This is a genomic window from Terrisporobacter petrolearius (genome assembly GCF_020748185.1).
In the GTDB taxonomy this organism is placed as follows: Bacteria; Bacillota; Clostridia; order Peptostreptococcales; family Peptostreptococcaceae; genus Terrisporobacter; species Terrisporobacter petrolearius.
In genome coordinates, this window is the sequence record NZ_JAHZMO010000015.1 from 52064 (window position 1) to 68328 (window position 16265).

Below are 16265 nucleotides of genomic sequence, written 5' to 3' on the forward strand. Positions count from 1 at the left end.
TTAGACATAAGAAAGAGAGGAAATAATATCATGGAAAATTATCCAAATTGCCCTAAATGTAATTCAGAATATACTTATGAAGATGGAACTTTATATGTTTGCCCAGAATGTGCTCATGAATGGTCACAAACAGAAGAATCTACAGAAGAAAATGTAATAAAAGATGCAAACGGAAATATATTAAATGATGGAGATGCTGTAACAGTAATAAAAGATCTTAAAGTAAAAGGATCTTCATCTTCTATAAAAATAGGAACAAAAGTTAAAAGTATACGTTTAGTTCCTGATGCTACTGATGGACATGATATAGAATGTAAAATAGATGGTTTCGGAGCTATGAAACTAAAATCAAGTGTTGTGAAAAAAGCATAGTATAAAATAAGAACTAGATTTTAATCTAGTTCTTATTTTATTTCTTAAAATTATAGTTTCTTTCCACACTTAGGACAATATTGAAAATCTTCATTGCTTATGTATCCACAATTGGAGCATCTATTTATAGTAGGCTGAATATAATTTGCTAATTGTAAATCATTTTCTGAAATTAGTATGTTTTCTCCCCTACTTATTTTTATTCCTAAATCATTATTTAAAATATAAATACTATTACAACAAGTACTTTTTATATAGTATTTTTTATTCCATTTAAAAAGGGGAATAAAGAAAAGACTGAAGCACATATAAGTCATATAAACTTCCATTCTTCCAAATGATCCACACATAGGACAAACCATAGTTTGAACATAATCTAGTTTCTTCTCTCCATTGGAAATACCACCAATAAAAAACATAATATCAACTCCCATATTAATTATATCATAATATTTTGTAATAGATTTTATGGGAAAGGCAAAGCATTCTTATGAATTAATAAATAATTTAGCATTGGCAGTTATATTAGGCACTTTAATAATAGCAAACTTAGATGTTATTGTATGTGAAACATTAACGTTTGGATTAGACAAAGGAATTTATTCTTAATTAGATGTAAAAATGAAAAGATTAGTAGTGAATATTTTTAATAATGAAATATATGGAAAATAAATCTTAAGAGGATTATAATATTGATGAATTTGAATGATTTAGTAAATATTAAATTTGATAATAATTTAAGGAGGAGCAGTTTTGAAAGATATTGCAATCATAGGTGCTGGTATAGTAGGTTGTTCCATAGCCAGAGAATTATCTAAATATAATTTAGAGGTGATAGTAATAGATAAGAATCAAGATATATCAGAAGGAATATCCAAGGCTAATAGCGGAATTATTCACGGTGGATATAATGAAAAAAAGGAACATTAAAAGCTAAATTAAATTTAGAGGCAAATAAAATAATAGAATCTTTATCTGAAGAGTTAGAGTTTTCTTTCAAAAGAAACGGATCCTTAGTACTAGCTTTCAACGAAGATGAGTTTAAAAAATTAAAACAATTAAGATCAAATGGAGAAGAATTAGGAATAAATGGATTAGAAATATTAGGTAAAAATGAGGTTTTAAATTTAGAAGAAAATATAAATGATGATGTAGTAGGAGCTTTACATGTGAAAAATTCCGGTATAGTAAATCCTTATGAAATGACATTAGCATTTGCTGAAAATGCTTGTGAAAATGGTGTGGATTTTTTATTAGGACATGAAGTAATTGATATAAAAAAATGTGAAGAATCTTATACACTTATTATAAAAGATCAAAAATCTATAGAAGCTAAAATAATTATAAATGCGGCTGGTTTAGCTGGTGCATTTTTAAATAATTTAGTAAGTGAAACTAAATATGAGATAGAAGGCGTAAAGGGAGAGTATTGTTTGCTTGATAAAATAGCAGGTGAGCTTTGTAAAAAAACTTTATTTCAAGTACCAAGTGACTTAAGTAAAGGGATTTTAGTTACTCCAACAGTAGACGAAAATTTATTAATTGGACCAAATGCTATTTCTAGTGAAACTGAGGATGTAAAAACTACAAGAAAAGGAATAGATGAAGTAATAGAAAAAAGCAAAAAAACTATGGGAAAAATACCTTTTGATAGAGTTCTAAATACTTTTAGTGGAATAAGACCTAAAGTTAAAACTAAAGATTTCATTATTGAAGAAGCAAAAGATTCTAAAAACTTTATTAATGTAATAGGAATAGATTCTCCTGGTTTAACTTGCGCTCCAGCCATAGGGAATTATGTAATAGATTTAATAAAAGACAAAATTAAACTAGAAGATAAAGCAAATTTTAAATCTCATAGAACAAAAATGATAAGAATGAACGAACTTAGTATAGAAGAAAAAAACAAATTAATAGAAGAAAATCCTGCTTATGGCCAAATGATATGTAAATGTGAGTTTGTTACAGAAGGTGAAATAATAGACTCTATAAAAAGGCCTTTAGGGGCAAGAACTTTAGATGGGGTAAAAAGAAGAACGAGAGCTATGATGGGAGGATGCCAAGGAATTGGATGTATGATACCTATAAGCGATATCTTAAGTAAGGAATTAGATATAGACATAAGTGAAATTAATAAAAATATTGAAAGTTCTTCAGTAGTAGGATTTAAGGAGGATTAATCCATGGAAGCATATGAGCTAATAATTGTAGGTGGTGGTGCAGCAGGTATGCTTTGTGCCATAGAAGCAAAAAAGTCAGGCATAAAAAATGTATTATTAATAGAAAAAGATAATATACTTGGAGGAGCCTTGTGCTTAGGAAATTATAATATAAGTAATGAATTAAAGATAACAGGTAAATTTTATAGAACTTATTTAATCGAAGAATATGAAAGATATAACATTGAGACAAAACTAAATACAATGGTATTAAAAATTGAAGAAAATAATGAAGTATTATGTACAAGTTCAGCTAATGGTATTGAGAAAATAAAATGTAAAAAAATTATATTAGCTAATGGAGCGAAAGAAGGATCTAGAAAAGCTGTAACCATGGTAGGAAGTAGATGTTCAGGCATATACACTGTAGGAATGGCAAAAAAAGTTTTTGCTATGGATATGGTACCAGGCAGAAAAATTCCTATAGATGGTTGGAATACATTATATATGATTGAAAAAGAACTAAAAAGAAGTAATGTTGAAGTAGTAGGAATTATTTCTGATAAGGAAGAGATAAATACTTATGGATTAACAGAAAATATATACTACGATTATGAAATATCAAATATAGAGGGAACAGGTCGTGTAGAAAAAGCAATTTTAAGTAATGATGAAGAAGAAATTGAAGTAGAATGTGATTCAATATTATTTGCTAAACAACAACTTTCTGATGGACTAGTTGCAATGAGAAGCGGAATAAAATTAAATCCAGACACTACTGGACCAGAGGTAAACGATGAATATATGACATCAAAGGAAAAAGTGTATGCTTGTGGAAATGGAATTTATATTCATGATTATATAGAAGAAATAGAAAGAGAAAGCGAATTATTAATAGAAGAAATTATTAATAATTAATAACATAGGAGATGAAATGTAATTACCTTGCAGTTCATCTCTTTTTTATATACAGAGATTATTTAGCTCTTAACTTATTCAAAATTTACAAATAAAAGAAGTTGAAAAAGTATAAAAATAAGAGTATAAATTAAAAAAATAACAAAGCCATAAAATATGGAAAGTTGTGATACTATATATAAGGGATTATTATATAAAAGGAGGATGTATTATAAATGTGTTCGATTTTAATTATGGGAGGTAGTGATTTTATTAGTTCATCGCTAGCCAAGCACTTAATTAAAAGTAAATATAAGGTGGACATAATGGCAAAAGACATTAAAAATATTAACTTTAATGGAATAAACAAGCATTTAATTTGTGACAGAAACAATGCACGTGAAGTAAAAGACATTTTAAAAGATAAGAAGTATGACTATGTTTATGATATAAGTATAAAAAATAAAGAAGAAGCAGAAATACTTATTGGTAATTTAAACAATGAATCATTAAAAAAATATATAGTAATATCATCTCAGGAAAATCATATTAAAGAGGAAGTATTGAATATTGAAAAGTTTATTCAAAACACATCAATTCCTTATATTATAATTAGACCATCTCATATATATGGTGATAAAAGCAAGATATCTAAAGAAACATATTTTTTTCATAAAATAGAAAAATCAATTGAAATAGTAATCCCTAAAAATAATAATTTAAAAGGTCAATTTATTTATATAGATGATTTTGTAAAAGTATTATTAAGCTTATTAAAAACTAATCATGTTAGAGAAATATATAATGTTACAAATCCTCAGGTAATATCATTGGAGGAATATATAAAAATATATAGTGAGATTATAGGGAGAGAAGTTAATATTAAATATACTGATTCAAATATTGTTGATACAGAGATAAAAGAAATATTTGGAGGAAATTATTTAGATATAGATAAAATAATACAACATGGATTATATATTCCAAATGTACTATTAAATAATGGAATAGAAATTTTATATAGTTGGTACAAACAAACTTACCAAGAGAAGATAAGCATAAAAAATAAAATAGAAAAAGTATTACAAATAGGATAAGATAAAGAAATTACTAGCCTTTACCATGTGAAAATGGTAAAGGTTTTTTTGTCTAAAAATTAGAAATATTTGTGAAAAAAGTAAAAAATAATACTATAATAATATTAACGTTATTTTAGGATAATATATTAACAATTTGATATAAGGAGTTTAAAATATGGAAGAAGTAGAAAGTTTTAAGTTAGATCATAATAAAGTAAAAGCACCTTATGTAAGAAAATGTTGTGTTTTAGAAGGGAAAATGGGAGATAAGGTTAGCAAATTTGATTTGAGATTTTTACAACCTAATATAGAAGCCTTTGGAACAGCGGCTATACATGGTTTAGAACATTTATTAGCTACATATTTGAGAGAAGAATTAGAGGACATAATAGATTTATCACCAATGGGTTGTAGAATTGGTTTTTATTTAATAATGTGGGGTGATGTAGATCCTAGTTTAGTGAAATTAGGGCTAGAAAAGGCTTTACAAAAGGTAATAGACTGCAATGAGATGGTAGCAGCATCTGCAATAGAATGTGGAAATTATAGAGATTTATCTCTATTTGGGGCACAAGAATATGCAAAAAAAGCATTAGAAGAAGAGTTCTCTTTGAACATTTATGGAAAATAATATGATAGATAATATTAAAAACTTAATTGAAATAGATGAGAAAGAGGTTTTAAGATATTTACAATATAAAGATCAAGACATAGATGATAATCTGTCAGATAAGATTAAACAGTGCATTAAGAAAACAAGAAAAATTATAAATCCAAGATTTATATTTAGAGAATATAAAATAAAAAAATTACAAATATATGACTCAAAGAGTGAGGTTTATTTAGAAGGGGCTAATCTGACCTTAAAAAGTGATGACATATATAATTTGTTGTTAGAATGTGATGAGTGTATATTAATGAGTGCTACTTTAGGGTTAGAAATAGAAAGAGAAATTAGAAAATTAACATATACAGACTTAACAAAAGGAATAATTATAGATGCTTGTGCTACAACAGCTATAGAGGAAGTTTGTGATATAGTTCAAGATAATATAGCAAAAAAATTATTAAAAGAAGATAAATATATAACTTATAGATATAGTCCTGGATATGGAGATTTACCCATAGAAAAAAATGTTGATATTAATAATTTACTAAATAGTCAAAGAGAAATAGGACTAACTGTAACAAACAGTGGAATAATGATTCCAAGAAAATCTGTAGTAGCTTTGATTGGAGTTTCTTACAAAGGAATTACTAATACTAAAAAATCTTGTGAGAATTGTAGTAATAGAAATAATTGTAATTATAAAAAGGAGGGCAATAATTGTGAAAATTAAAGAATATTTAAAGGATAATTTGCTAATATTTGATGGTGCAATGGGGACAATGCTTCAAAGAGAAGGCCTTCCTATTGGGGATAATCCAGAAATATTTGGACTGAAAAATCCTAATAAACTATTAAAAATATATAAAAAATATTTAGAAGCTGGCTGTAATGTATTAACTACAAATACATTTGGATGTAATGAATTAAAAATTACTAAATTAGGATACACAGTAGAAGAAATAATTGATAATGCCGTTACGATAGCGAAACAAGCAATAAGTGAAAGTGATAAAAGTAAGCCTAGATTTGTGGCGCTAGATATTGGACCAATAGGAGAAATGTTAGAACCTATGGGGACTTTATCTTTTGATAGAGCTTATGAAATATTTAAAAGACAAGCTGTGCAAGGGGAAAAAAGTGGTGTGGATTTAATTATAATAGAAACCATGATGGACCTTTATGAGGCAAAAGTAGCAGTTCTTGCTGCAAAAGAGAATACAAATTTACCTATTATATGTACTATGACATTTGATGAAAATGGAAGAAGTTTTACAGGATGCTTACCGGAGGCTATGGTTGCTACCATAGAAGGACTAGGAGTAGATGCCCTTGGTGTTAACTGTTCCCTTGGGCCTAAACAGCTTCTGCCAATAGTAAAAATAATTACGGAGTTAGCAAATGTTCCTGTAATTGTTCAAGCCAATGCAGGTTTACCAGTAATTGAAAATAATCAAACTGTATATAAAATGACTGCAAAAGAATTTTTCCAAGGAGTAAAAGAATTTGTTGATTTAGGAGTATCTATTATAGGCGGATGCTGTGGAACTAATGAAACTTTTATTAAGGAAATTTGTGATAACATAGATAAGTTACAAAAGAAAGAACCAAAAATAAGAGAATCTACAATCGTATGTTCTGCTGCAAAATATGTAGATGTACAAGTACCAACTATAGTTGGAGAAAGATTGAATCCAACAGGAAGACAACCTCTAATAGATGCATATACTAGTGGAAATAATGATTATGTAATAAATTTAGCCTTAGAACAAAGTAAAGAAGGATCAGAAATTCTCAATGTTAATGTTGGAGTGCCAGAATTAGATGAAGAAAAAGCTATGAAAAGAGTAGTAAAGGGTATACAGGAAGTTGTAGATACTCCTTTACAAATAGATTCATCAAATATAGAAGCCTTAGAAGCAGGTCTTAGATATTACAACGGAAGAACAATAGTTAACTCTGTTAATGGTAAAGAAAAGTCTCTAGAAGCCATATTACCTCTTGCGAAAAAGTATGGAGCCTGTGTAGTAGGATTAACTTTAGACGAAAATGGAATACCAAGTACAGCAGAAGGTAGATTTAATGTAGCCCAAAAAATAGTTGAAAGAGCAGAGCAATATGGAATAAAAAGAAAAGATATTTTTATAGATTGTCTTTCTCTTACTGTATCTGCTCAACAAGATGAGGCAATGGAAACAATTAAAGCAATAAAGATGGTAAAAGAGAAGCTAGGCTGTAAGACAATATTAGGTGTTTCAAATATATCTTTCGGTATACCTAATAGACAGGGATTAAATAACACTTATTTAAATTTAGCATTAGGGTCAGGGCTGGATTTACCTATAATAAATACAGAAGACAAAGTAATGGTGGAATCTGTATATGCTTATAAAGTAATAAACAATATGGATAAAGGTTGTTTACAATATATTAAAAAATTTAGAGATGTTTCTAAAGAGAGTAAACAGAAAGAAAATAAAAAACATGATGATTTAACTTTAGAAGATGCTATAGAAAGAGGTTTAAAAGAAGAAGCAAAGGATTTGACTTTAAAAATTTTAGGCTCAAAAGATGAACATTATGTTTTAGACCAAGTGTTAATTCCAGCATTAGATGTTGTAGGAGCTAAGTATGACAAAGGGGAGCTGTTTTTACCACAGATGATACAATCAGCAGAAACGGTAAAAGTAGCTTTAAATATTATAAAAGAGAGATTGAGCAAAAGTAATAATACATCTTCAAAAGGAAAAATAATAGTTGCTACTGTTCAAGGAGATATTCATGACATAGGAAAGAATATAGTTAAAATAATGCTTGAGAACTATGGTTATGAAGTTATTGACTTAGGAAAAGATGTTCCTATAGAAGAGGTTGTAAAAAGAGCTAAAGAGGAAAAAATTGAACTTATAGGGCTTAGTGCTTTGATGACCACTACTGTAGAAAATATGAAAAAAACAATATCAGCATTAAAAGAAAATCAAATTAATGCAAAAGTATTCGTAGGAGGTGCAGTAGTTACTGAAGAATATGCACAAAAGATAAATGCGGATTATTACTCTAAAGATGCAAAATCTGCAGTAGAGATTGCTAAAATAAATTTTAACAACAAAATATAATTGAAAAAAAATATAATAATATGTTAAAATATAAATGCAGTTTGTAATTTTATATACTTAAAATAAGCAAAATATATATTATAAATTGTGTTAATATGTTAATATTAAATAATAATTAATCTATTTTAGATTAAACAAAATTAAAAATTTCTCGTCAACATAAAAAGAGGCTATTTTATAGCCTCTTTTTGTTTGTTTTAAATTAAAAAGCAAATTAATTATAATTAAAAAGCCCAATTTCCATTTTTGAAAATTTGTATAGTTTGGCCATCATGAGTTTCACCAATTATATCTAGGTCAGCAGAACCAATCATAAAATCAACATGAGTTAAACTATCATTTATACCATATTTGTCGTACTCTTCTTTTGGTAAGTCAGCACCACCTTTTATGCAAGTAGCATAAGCTGAACCAAGAGCTAAGTGACAAGATGCATTTTCATCATATAATGTGTTATAAAATACTACGTTAGTATCTGATATAGGTGATGAATAAGGAACTAAAGCAACTTCACCTAGGTAGTGAGAACCTTCGTCTGTTGCAATAAGATTCTTTAATGTTTCTTCTCCCTCAGCAGCATAGCATTCTATAATTTTTCCATCTTTAAGTGTTAAAGAAAAATCATCTATAACATTTCCACCATAAACTAAAGGTTTAGAACTATGTACAACACCGTTAACTTCATATTTATGAGGAAGAGTGAAAATTTCTTCTGTTGGCATATTTGGATTAAAATTAACACCAGTAGGATCTACAGAAGCACCACTTTCCCAAGTATGATTTTCTGGTAAGCAAATAGTTAAATCTGTTTTAGCTGATTTATATTTTAATGTTTTAAAGTTTTTTTCATTTAAGAAATCAGTTTTTTCTTTTAAATTCTTGTTATGTTCATGCCAAGCAGCAACAGGGTCTTCGTTGTCAACTCTTGTACATTTGAATATTAAATCCCAAAGTTTATCAATAGCTTCTTGCTCTGATATGTCTGGGAAGATTTTATGAGCCCAAGCTTTAGTCGGAACAGAAGCTATACTCCACTTACACTTGTCAGTTAATGTATAAGATCTCCATTCTTTTAATGCTATTCCAGAAGCTTTTTGATAGTTTGCTATTCTTTCAGGGTCTACATCTTTAAGCAAATCAGGATTTGCAGCATGAATACTTAAAAAAGCTCCTCCCTCTTTAGCGATATCAACGTATTGATCTGACACCCATCTAGGAAACTCATTGAATACTTCATCTGGTGCATATAAGTATCTTGATAAAGAGCATTCTTCGTCTGACCACTCTACGAATACATTTTTAGCACCATTTTTATAAGCGCACTTAACTGCAAGTCTAACAAAATCTGCACACTCAATTGGAGTTCTAATAAGCAGAGTTTGGTTTGGTTGAATGTTTACACCAACTTTAATTGCCAATTCAGCATATTTTTCTAAATTTGTATTAAAATCCATTTTTATCCTCCAAATATAAAATATAGTAATAATCATATTATAACATTATATATAGTTTTAATCATATTAATAATAATCATGCACAAACTTATTGTTGTGGAGTTTTTATAAAATAAATATTAAAAAATTGTACAAAAATCAAAATATTATATTTTAAAAATAGTATAAAAATCTTATAATAAAGTAGTGATAATAAATTAAGAAATAGATAACATCTAAATTAAATATATTTGTGATAGAGGATGGGAATACATTTCAGTTAGGAGGTTATAGATGGAGTTATATGATGCTATTTTTTATAGAAAAACTATAAAAAGTTATTCAAGCAAAACAATAAAAAAACCACTATTAGAAGAAATAAAAAAACTATGTGGAAATATAACTTATCTAAATAACGATTTAAATATTAAAGCCCATTTAATTGAGAGAGGACACTTAATACATTTTTTAATAGGTAAAGAATCAGGGGTAAGAGCTCCTCATTATATACTTATAACTTCGAATAAAGGTGAAGATTACCTACAAAATGTAGGTTTTGCCATGGAAAAGTTGATTTTAGAATTAACTTGTTTAGGAGTGGGAACTAGTTGGTTAAAATGCCAATTAAAAAGAGAAGATGTAAAAGAATTTGTACAATTAGATGAAGTAGATAGTGAGTATGATGAAGATGAAGACGTGGTTATAGATGAAAATGAAGTCGAATATCCAGTTTCCTTATTAGCTATAGGCTATCCCGATGAATATGAAAGTTTATTTAGAAAAAGTAAAAAAAGTTATGATAGGAAAAAAATAAAGGAAATTTGTAAAGATTTCGATCCAAAATGGAAAGAGGTCTTAGAGGGGGTAAGGGTATCACCTTCTATCATGAATAAGCAACCTTGGGAATTTAAGATGAAAGATGACGGATTTGACTTATATGAATGCACTCAAAAACAAAAACTAAATATTGATGATGAAAATAAAATCAGTATGGGAATTGCGTTAAGACATTTTGATATATGTTGCAAAGAAAGGCAGTTAGAAGTAGAATACCTTAAAAGAAGTATAAAAGGTAGAAGAAAAAAAGAGTATTATATAAGTATTATAGATAAAAATAAAGAACAAGATTTAAATTCTTCTCCAAAGAACAGTTGACACAAAATAGAATAAATGTAATAATTATATAAACTTAACATTAATAAAAATAAAATAATTTGTATAACAGTCCAGAGAGGCTTGTACAATTATTTGATTTATTTATTAAATAAATTTTAGTAAAATAAAAAATACAATAAAGTCTTTTAAAATAGTCCAGAGAGGCTGATAAAGATAACACATAACTAATACTGATTATATTGTTTAGATTATGCATACAGAATCCTTATACCTCTTTTGGTGTAGGGATTTTTTTAATGGGCTTTATTAAGAGGGAGTGAAGAAAAATGATAAATGGAAAAGACAAATTAATTGTCGCTATTGACACAGATGATTTTGATAAAGCTAAGGAACTAATAGACCAGCTAGAAGACAGTGCAGACATATTCAAAGTAGGATTAGAGCAATATGTTGCTACTAAGGGGAAAACTGTAGATTATCTTAAGGAAAAAGGAAAAAAAATATTCTTAGACCTTAAATTCCATGATATACCGAACACAATGAAAAGTGCAGTTAGAGCTGCTGTAAGAGATAATGTTTGGTTAATGACAATTCACGTTTCTGATTTAGAAGGAATGAGACAATGTGCATTAGTAGCAAATGAAGAAGCAAAAAGATTAAACATAGAAAAACCTATAATTGTAGGAGTTACAGTTTTAACATCATTAAGCAACGAAGATTTACAAGATATAGGATGCAATATGACAACAGAAGAATTAGCTATAAAGAGAGCAAAACTTGCAAAAGAATCAGGAATAGATGGAGTAGTATGTTCTGCAAAAGAAGTAGATAAAATAGTAAAAGCATGTGGCAAAGATTTTATAACTGTATGTCCAGGAATAAGACCAGCTGCGTCTAGTGCAGGAGATCAAAAGAGAGTAGTAACACCAGCTCAGGCTATAAAAAATGGTGCTCAATATTTAGTTGTTGGGAGACCTATAACTCAAAGTGAAAATCCAAAACAATCAGCGATTGATATTGCAAAAGAAATAGAAAATGCTTAGGAGGCAAGAGATATGAAAGCAAAATTAATTTTAGAAGATGGAACGATTTTTGAAGGAAAAGCCTTTGGTTATTTAGAGGATTCTGTTGGCGAAGTTGTGTTTAATACTTCAATGACAGGCTACGGAGAAGTTTTAACAGATCCTTCTTATTACGGACAAATAGTAACAATGACGTACCCTTTAATAGGTAATTATGGAATAAATTTAGAAGATGTACAATCTAAGATGGTAGCAGTAAAAGGATTTATAGTAAGAGAAAAAAGTGATGCACCAAATAACTTTAGATGCGAAATGAGCTTAGATGTATATCTTAAGCAAAATAAAATAATAGGACTTGAAGGAATAGACACAAGAGCCTTAACAAAAATACTAAGAAATAACGGTACTATGAAAGGTATCATAACTATAGATAGAAATTCTGAATTAGATAATGTAAAACATAAACTAGAATCTTTTGATAATAGATCTGCTGTTATGACAGTTTCTAGAAAGCAAGTAGAATATGTAAAAGGAAATGGACCTAAAGTTGCAATAATGGACTACGGTGTAAAACAAAATATAATAGATAATTTTGCTGAGAGAGGATGCGACATAACTATATTCCCAGCTTTAACTTCCGCAGAAGAAGTGTTAGTTACAAACCCAGATTTAATATTCTTATCAAATGGACCTGGAGATCCAGATGATTTAGAAGAAATAGTAAATAATGCAAAACAAATGATAGGAAAAAAACCTGTTGTAGGAATTTGCTTAGGACATCAAATTTTAGGAAAAGTATTCGGAGGAAAAACTTCAAAACTTAAATTTGGTCATAGAGGTGGAAATCATCCAGTAAAAGATTTAGAAGAAGATAGAGTATTTATAACTGCTCAAAACCACGGATATTATGTAAGTGAAGTGCCAGAGTGCATGAACGTTACTCAAATCAATTTAAATGATAATACAGTAGAAGGAATGAGACATAAAGAGTTGCCAGTATATAGTGTTCAATATCATCCAGAAGCTTGTCCAGGACCAAAAGACAGCACATATGTATTTGATAAATTTTTAGAATTATTATAATTGTTTAGAGGGAGAAAAAATTATGCCTAAAATAGATAGTATTAAAAAAACATTAGTATTAGGTTCAGGACCTATAATTATAGGTCAAGCAGCTGAGTTTGACTATTCAGGAACTCAAGCTTGTGGAGCTTTAAAAGAAGAAGGAATAGAAGTTGTACTTATAAATAGTAACCCAGCAACTATCATGACGGACAAAGAAGTTGCAGATAAAATATATATAGAGCCATTAACAATAGAAGCAATAGAAAAAGTAATAGAAAAAGAAAGACCAGATAGTTTACTTGCAGGTATGGGTGGTCAAACAGGACTAAACTTGGCTGTTGAATTAAGTGATGCTGGTATATTAGATAAATACAATGTAAAAGTAATCGGAACATCAATCGAGTCAATAAAAAAAGGTGAAGACAGAGATACTTTCAGAGAAACAATGAGACAAATAAACCAACCTGTAATAGAAAGTGATATAGTTACTAACTTAGAAGATGGTCTTATATATGCAGATAAAATAGGATATCCAGTAATAGTTAGACCAGCTTATACACTAGGAGGAACTGGTGGTGGAATAGCTGAAAACAGAGAAGAATTAGCAGAAATATTAAACCATGGTTTACAATTAAGTCCAGTTACCCAAGTTCTTTTAGAAAAAAGTATAAAAGGATGGAAAGAAATTGAATACGAGGTAATGAGAGATAGAAAAGGTAACTGTATAACTGTATGTAACATGGAAAATGTTGATCCAGTTGGAGTTCATACAGGAGATAGTATAGTTGTGGCACCTAGCCAGACTTTAAGTGATGTGGAATATCAATTACTTAGAACAGCTTCTATAGATATAATAAATGCTATAGAGGTAAAAGGTGGATGTAACGTACAGATAGCTCTTCATCCAGATAGATTAGAATATGCAATAATAGAAATTAATCCTCGTGTAAGTAGATCATCAGCACTAGCTTCAAAAGCTACTGGTTATCCAATAGCAAAAGTTGCAGCTAAAATAGCGCTAGGATATACATTAGATGAAATAGAAAATGCAGTGACTAAGAAAACTAAAGCTTGTTTCGAGCCAACATTAGACTATGTTGTAGTAAAAATACCAAAATGGCCTTTTGATAAATTTAAGCAAGCAAATAGAGTATTAGGAACAAAGATGATGGCTACAGGAGAAATAATGAGCATAGGAAGCAACTTTGAAGCTGCTTTATTAAAAGGGATAAGATCTCTTGAAATAGGAAAATATTCATTAATTCATAAACCATCTCAAGAAAGAACAATAGAAGAGTTAAAAGAAAGAGTTGTAATGCCAGATGATGAAAGATTATTTGACTTGTGTGAAATGATTAGAAGAGGATACAGCTTAGATATGATAGAAAAAATAACTGGTGTAGATAAGTGGTTCTTATACAGATTTAAATGGATAGTTGAACAAGAAGATAAGCTTAAAAATATGAAAATAGAAGATTTAAACAAAAGCTATTTGCAAAAACTAAAGAAAAAAGGATTGTCAGATAAAGGTATAGCTGACTTAATGAAAGTAAGTCCAGAGAAAGTATATGAGCTTAGATCTTTATACAATATAAATGCAGCTTATAAAATGGTTGATACATGTGGTGGAGAGTTTGATGCACTATCTCCATATTACTACTCAACTTATGAGCAATATGATGAAGTAGTAGTTAGTGATAAGAAAAAAATAATAGTTCTTGGATCTGGGCCAATAAGAATAGGTCAAGGGATAGAGTTCGATTACTGCTCAGTACACTGCATAAAGTCATTAAGAAGCATGGGAATAGAAACAATAATAATAAACAACAATCCAGAAACAGTAAGTACAGACTTCGATATATCGGATAAGTTATACTTTGAGCCATTAACAGAAGAAGAAGTTTTAAATATAATAGAAAAAGAAAACCCAGAAGGTGTTATTCTACAATTCGGTGGACAAACAGCTATAAAATTAGCTAAGTTCTTAAACGAAAAAAATATACCAATACTAGGAACTGACTTTGTAGATATAGATGTAGCAGAAGATAGAGAAAAATTTGATGAGCTTCTTGAAAAACTTGATATAAATAGACCAAAGGGAATAGCTGTATGGTCAGTGGAAGAAGGAATAAATCATGCTAAAGAAATAGGATATCCAGTACTTGTTAGACCTTCTTATGTACTTGGTGGCCAAGGTATGGAAATAACTTATGAAGAGCATAAGTTAGAAGCTTACTTAGAAAGTGCATTTGAAAGAGATAGCAAAAATCCAGTACTTATCGATAAGTATCTAGTAGGTAGAGAAATAGAAGTAGATGCTATATGTGATGGAGAGGATATATTAATACCAGGTATAATGGAACATTTAGAAAGAGCAGGGGTTCACTCAGGAGACTCTATAACAATGTACCCAAGTCAAAATGTATCTGAGCAAATAAAAGAAAAGATATTAGATTACACTAAAAAAATTGCTTTAGAACTTAATGTATTAGGAATGGTTAACATTCAATTTATAGAGTTCAAGGGCGAATTATATATAATAGAGGTTAATCCAAGAGCAAGTAGAACAGTTCCATATATCAGTAAAGTGAGTAAGGTGCCAATAATTGATTTAGCTACGAAGTGTATGTTAGGAGCTAAATTAAAAGACTTAGGATATGGTACAGGAATATATAAAACTCCAAAATTAATATCTGTAAAAGTTCCAGTATTCTCTATGTCAAAACTTGCTAGAGTAGACGTAAGTTTAGGACCTGAAATGAAATCTACAGGAGAAGTTTTAGGTGTAGGAGAAACATTAGAAGAAGCTTTATACAAAGGATTTATGGCAGCAGGAAGAACTATATCAGATGATAGAGGAATGGTTCTTGCAACTATAAATGACCATGACAAAGAAGAATTTATGGAAATAGCAAAAGATATGAAAGAATTAGGATATACTTTCTTAGCAACAGAAGGAACAGCTAAAACTTTAATAAATAACAACATAAATGCAATAACAGTAAACAAAATAGGAGAAGGAAAACCAAATATACTAGACGCAATAATGAATAATCAAGTAGATATGGTTATCAACACTCCTACAAAAGGTAACGATGCAAAAAGAGATGGATTTAAAATAAGAAGAACAGCTACAGAGTATAATGTGGATGTAATGACATCGTTAGATACACTAAAAGCATTAGTTAAAGTAAATAAAAAACATATCAACAACAATGAATTAAAAGTTTATAATATAGCAGAATAGTTATCAACAAAAAGGCTGATTAATGGGGAATGTAAAATAAAGTGTGTAAGTTGACAAGATTGTTGTCAGCTTATGCACTTTTTTGATTATAGAGTGTGATACCATTAAGGAAAGGAACTTAAAAAGATGAGGTATGATACTATGGTTAGAAA

At 29.0% G+C, this 16265-nt stretch carries 15 protein-coding genes; 13 read left to right on the forward strand and 2 right to left on the reverse strand.

Annotated elements, in window-relative coordinates; translation table 11 throughout:
- The first annotated feature begins 30 nt into the window (after window positions 1–30).
- Window positions 31–372, forward strand: a complete 342-nt coding sequence (locus K0040_RS10815; protein WP_228108814.1) for a zinc ribbon domain-containing protein YjdM — start codon at window positions 31–33, stop codon at window positions 370–372.
- Window positions 373–422: 50 nt separating this feature from the next.
- Here K0040_RS10815 and K0040_RS10820 read toward each other — a convergent pair whose 3' ends face one another.
- Window positions 423–791, reverse strand: coding sequence for a zinc ribbon domain-containing protein (locus K0040_RS10820; protein ID WP_228108815.1), 369 nt, complete (start codon window positions 789–791; stop codon window positions 423–425).
- A 49-nt stretch (window positions 792–840) separates the two neighbouring features.
- Between K0040_RS10820 and K0040_RS10825 the strand changes: the two genes are divergently transcribed.
- From K0040_RS10825 to K0040_RS10860, 8 genes are all read left to right on the forward strand, one after another.
- The gene (locus K0040_RS10825; protein ID WP_228108816.1) at window positions 841–981 is read left to right on the forward strand and encodes a hypothetical protein; all 141 of its coding nucleotides are present in this window, start codon (window positions 841–843) and stop codon (window positions 979–981) included.
- Between the two features lie 144 nt (window positions 982–1125).
- Window positions 1126–1302 carry an FAD-dependent oxidoreductase gene (locus K0040_RS20700; protein ID WP_265588865.1) on the forward strand — a complete coding sequence of 59 codons (177 nt, stop codon included), beginning with the start codon at window positions 1126–1128 and terminating at the stop codon, window positions 1300–1302.
- A 32-nt stretch (window positions 1303–1334) separates the two neighbouring features.
- A complete protein-coding gene (locus K0040_RS10830; protein ID WP_334302504.1) occupies window positions 1335–2552 on the forward strand; it encodes an NAD(P)/FAD-dependent oxidoreductase in 1218 nt (405 codons plus the stop codon).
- 3 nt (window positions 2553–2555) lie between these two features.
- A complete protein-coding gene (locus K0040_RS10840; protein ID WP_228108817.1) occupies window positions 2556–3449 on the forward strand; it encodes an FAD-dependent oxidoreductase in 894 nt (297 codons plus the stop codon).
- Window positions 3450–3664: 215 nt separating this feature from the next.
- A complete protein-coding gene (locus tag K0040_RS10845; RefSeq protein WP_228108818.1) occupies window positions 3665–4525 on the forward strand; it encodes an NAD-dependent epimerase/dehydratase family protein in 861 nt (286 codons plus the stop codon).
- Between the two features lie 157 nt (window positions 4526–4682).
- Entirely contained in the window at window positions 4683–5138 is a 456-nt protein-coding gene (locus tag K0040_RS10850; protein ID WP_228108819.1) for an S-ribosylhomocysteine lyase, read from the forward strand.
- Window positions 5128–5847, forward strand: coding sequence for a vitamin B12 dependent-methionine synthase activation domain-containing protein (locus K0040_RS10855; protein WP_228108820.1), 720 nt, complete (start codon window positions 5128–5130; stop codon window positions 5845–5847). Before K0040_RS10850 ends, K0040_RS10855 begins: the two co-directional genes overlap by 11 nt.
- Complete coding sequence (locus K0040_RS10860; RefSeq protein ID WP_228108821.1) at window positions 5837–8230, forward strand: homocysteine S-methyltransferase family protein; 2394 nt, start codon at window positions 5837–5839, stop codon at window positions 8228–8230. Before K0040_RS10855 ends, K0040_RS10860 begins: the two co-directional genes overlap by 11 nt.
- Window positions 8231–8454: 224 nt before the next feature.
- On the opposite strand, the gene K0040_RS10865 is transcribed toward K0040_RS10860, so the two are convergent.
- Window positions 8455–9684, reverse strand: a complete 1230-nt coding sequence (locus K0040_RS10865) for an aminopeptidase (protein WP_228108822.1) — start codon at window positions 9682–9684, stop codon at window positions 8455–8457.
- A 273-nt stretch (window positions 9685–9957) separates the two neighbouring features.
- Here K0040_RS10865 and K0040_RS10870 point away from each other — a divergent pair, with 273 nt between their 5' ends.
- The 4 genes from K0040_RS10870 to carB all read left to right on the forward strand — a co-directional run bounded on the left by K0040_RS10870 (window position 9958) and on the right by carB (window position 16113).
- Window positions 9958–10818 (forward strand): nitroreductase family protein, encoded by an 861-nt coding sequence (locus K0040_RS10870; protein ID WP_228108823.1) that lies wholly within the window; start codon window positions 9958–9960, stop codon window positions 10816–10818.
- 287 nt (window positions 10819–11105) lie between these two features.
- Window positions 11106–11822 carry an orotidine-5'-phosphate decarboxylase gene (gene pyrF, locus K0040_RS10875; RefSeq protein ID WP_228108824.1) on the forward strand — a complete coding sequence of 239 codons (717 nt, stop codon included), beginning with the start codon at window positions 11106–11108 and terminating at the stop codon, window positions 11820–11822.
- A gap of 12 nt (window positions 11823–11834) precedes the next feature.
- Window positions 11835–12884 carry a glutamine-hydrolyzing carbamoyl-phosphate synthase small subunit gene (carA, locus tag K0040_RS10880; RefSeq protein ID WP_228108825.1) on the forward strand — a complete coding sequence of 350 codons (1050 nt, stop codon included), beginning with the start codon at window positions 11835–11837 and terminating at the stop codon, window positions 12882–12884.
- Between the two features lie 22 nt (window positions 12885–12906).
- A complete protein-coding gene (gene carB / locus K0040_RS10885; RefSeq protein ID WP_228108826.1) occupies window positions 12907–16113 on the forward strand; it encodes a carbamoyl-phosphate synthase large subunit in 3207 nt (1068 codons plus the stop codon).
- The last annotated feature ends 152 nt before the right edge of the window (window positions 16114–16265 follow it).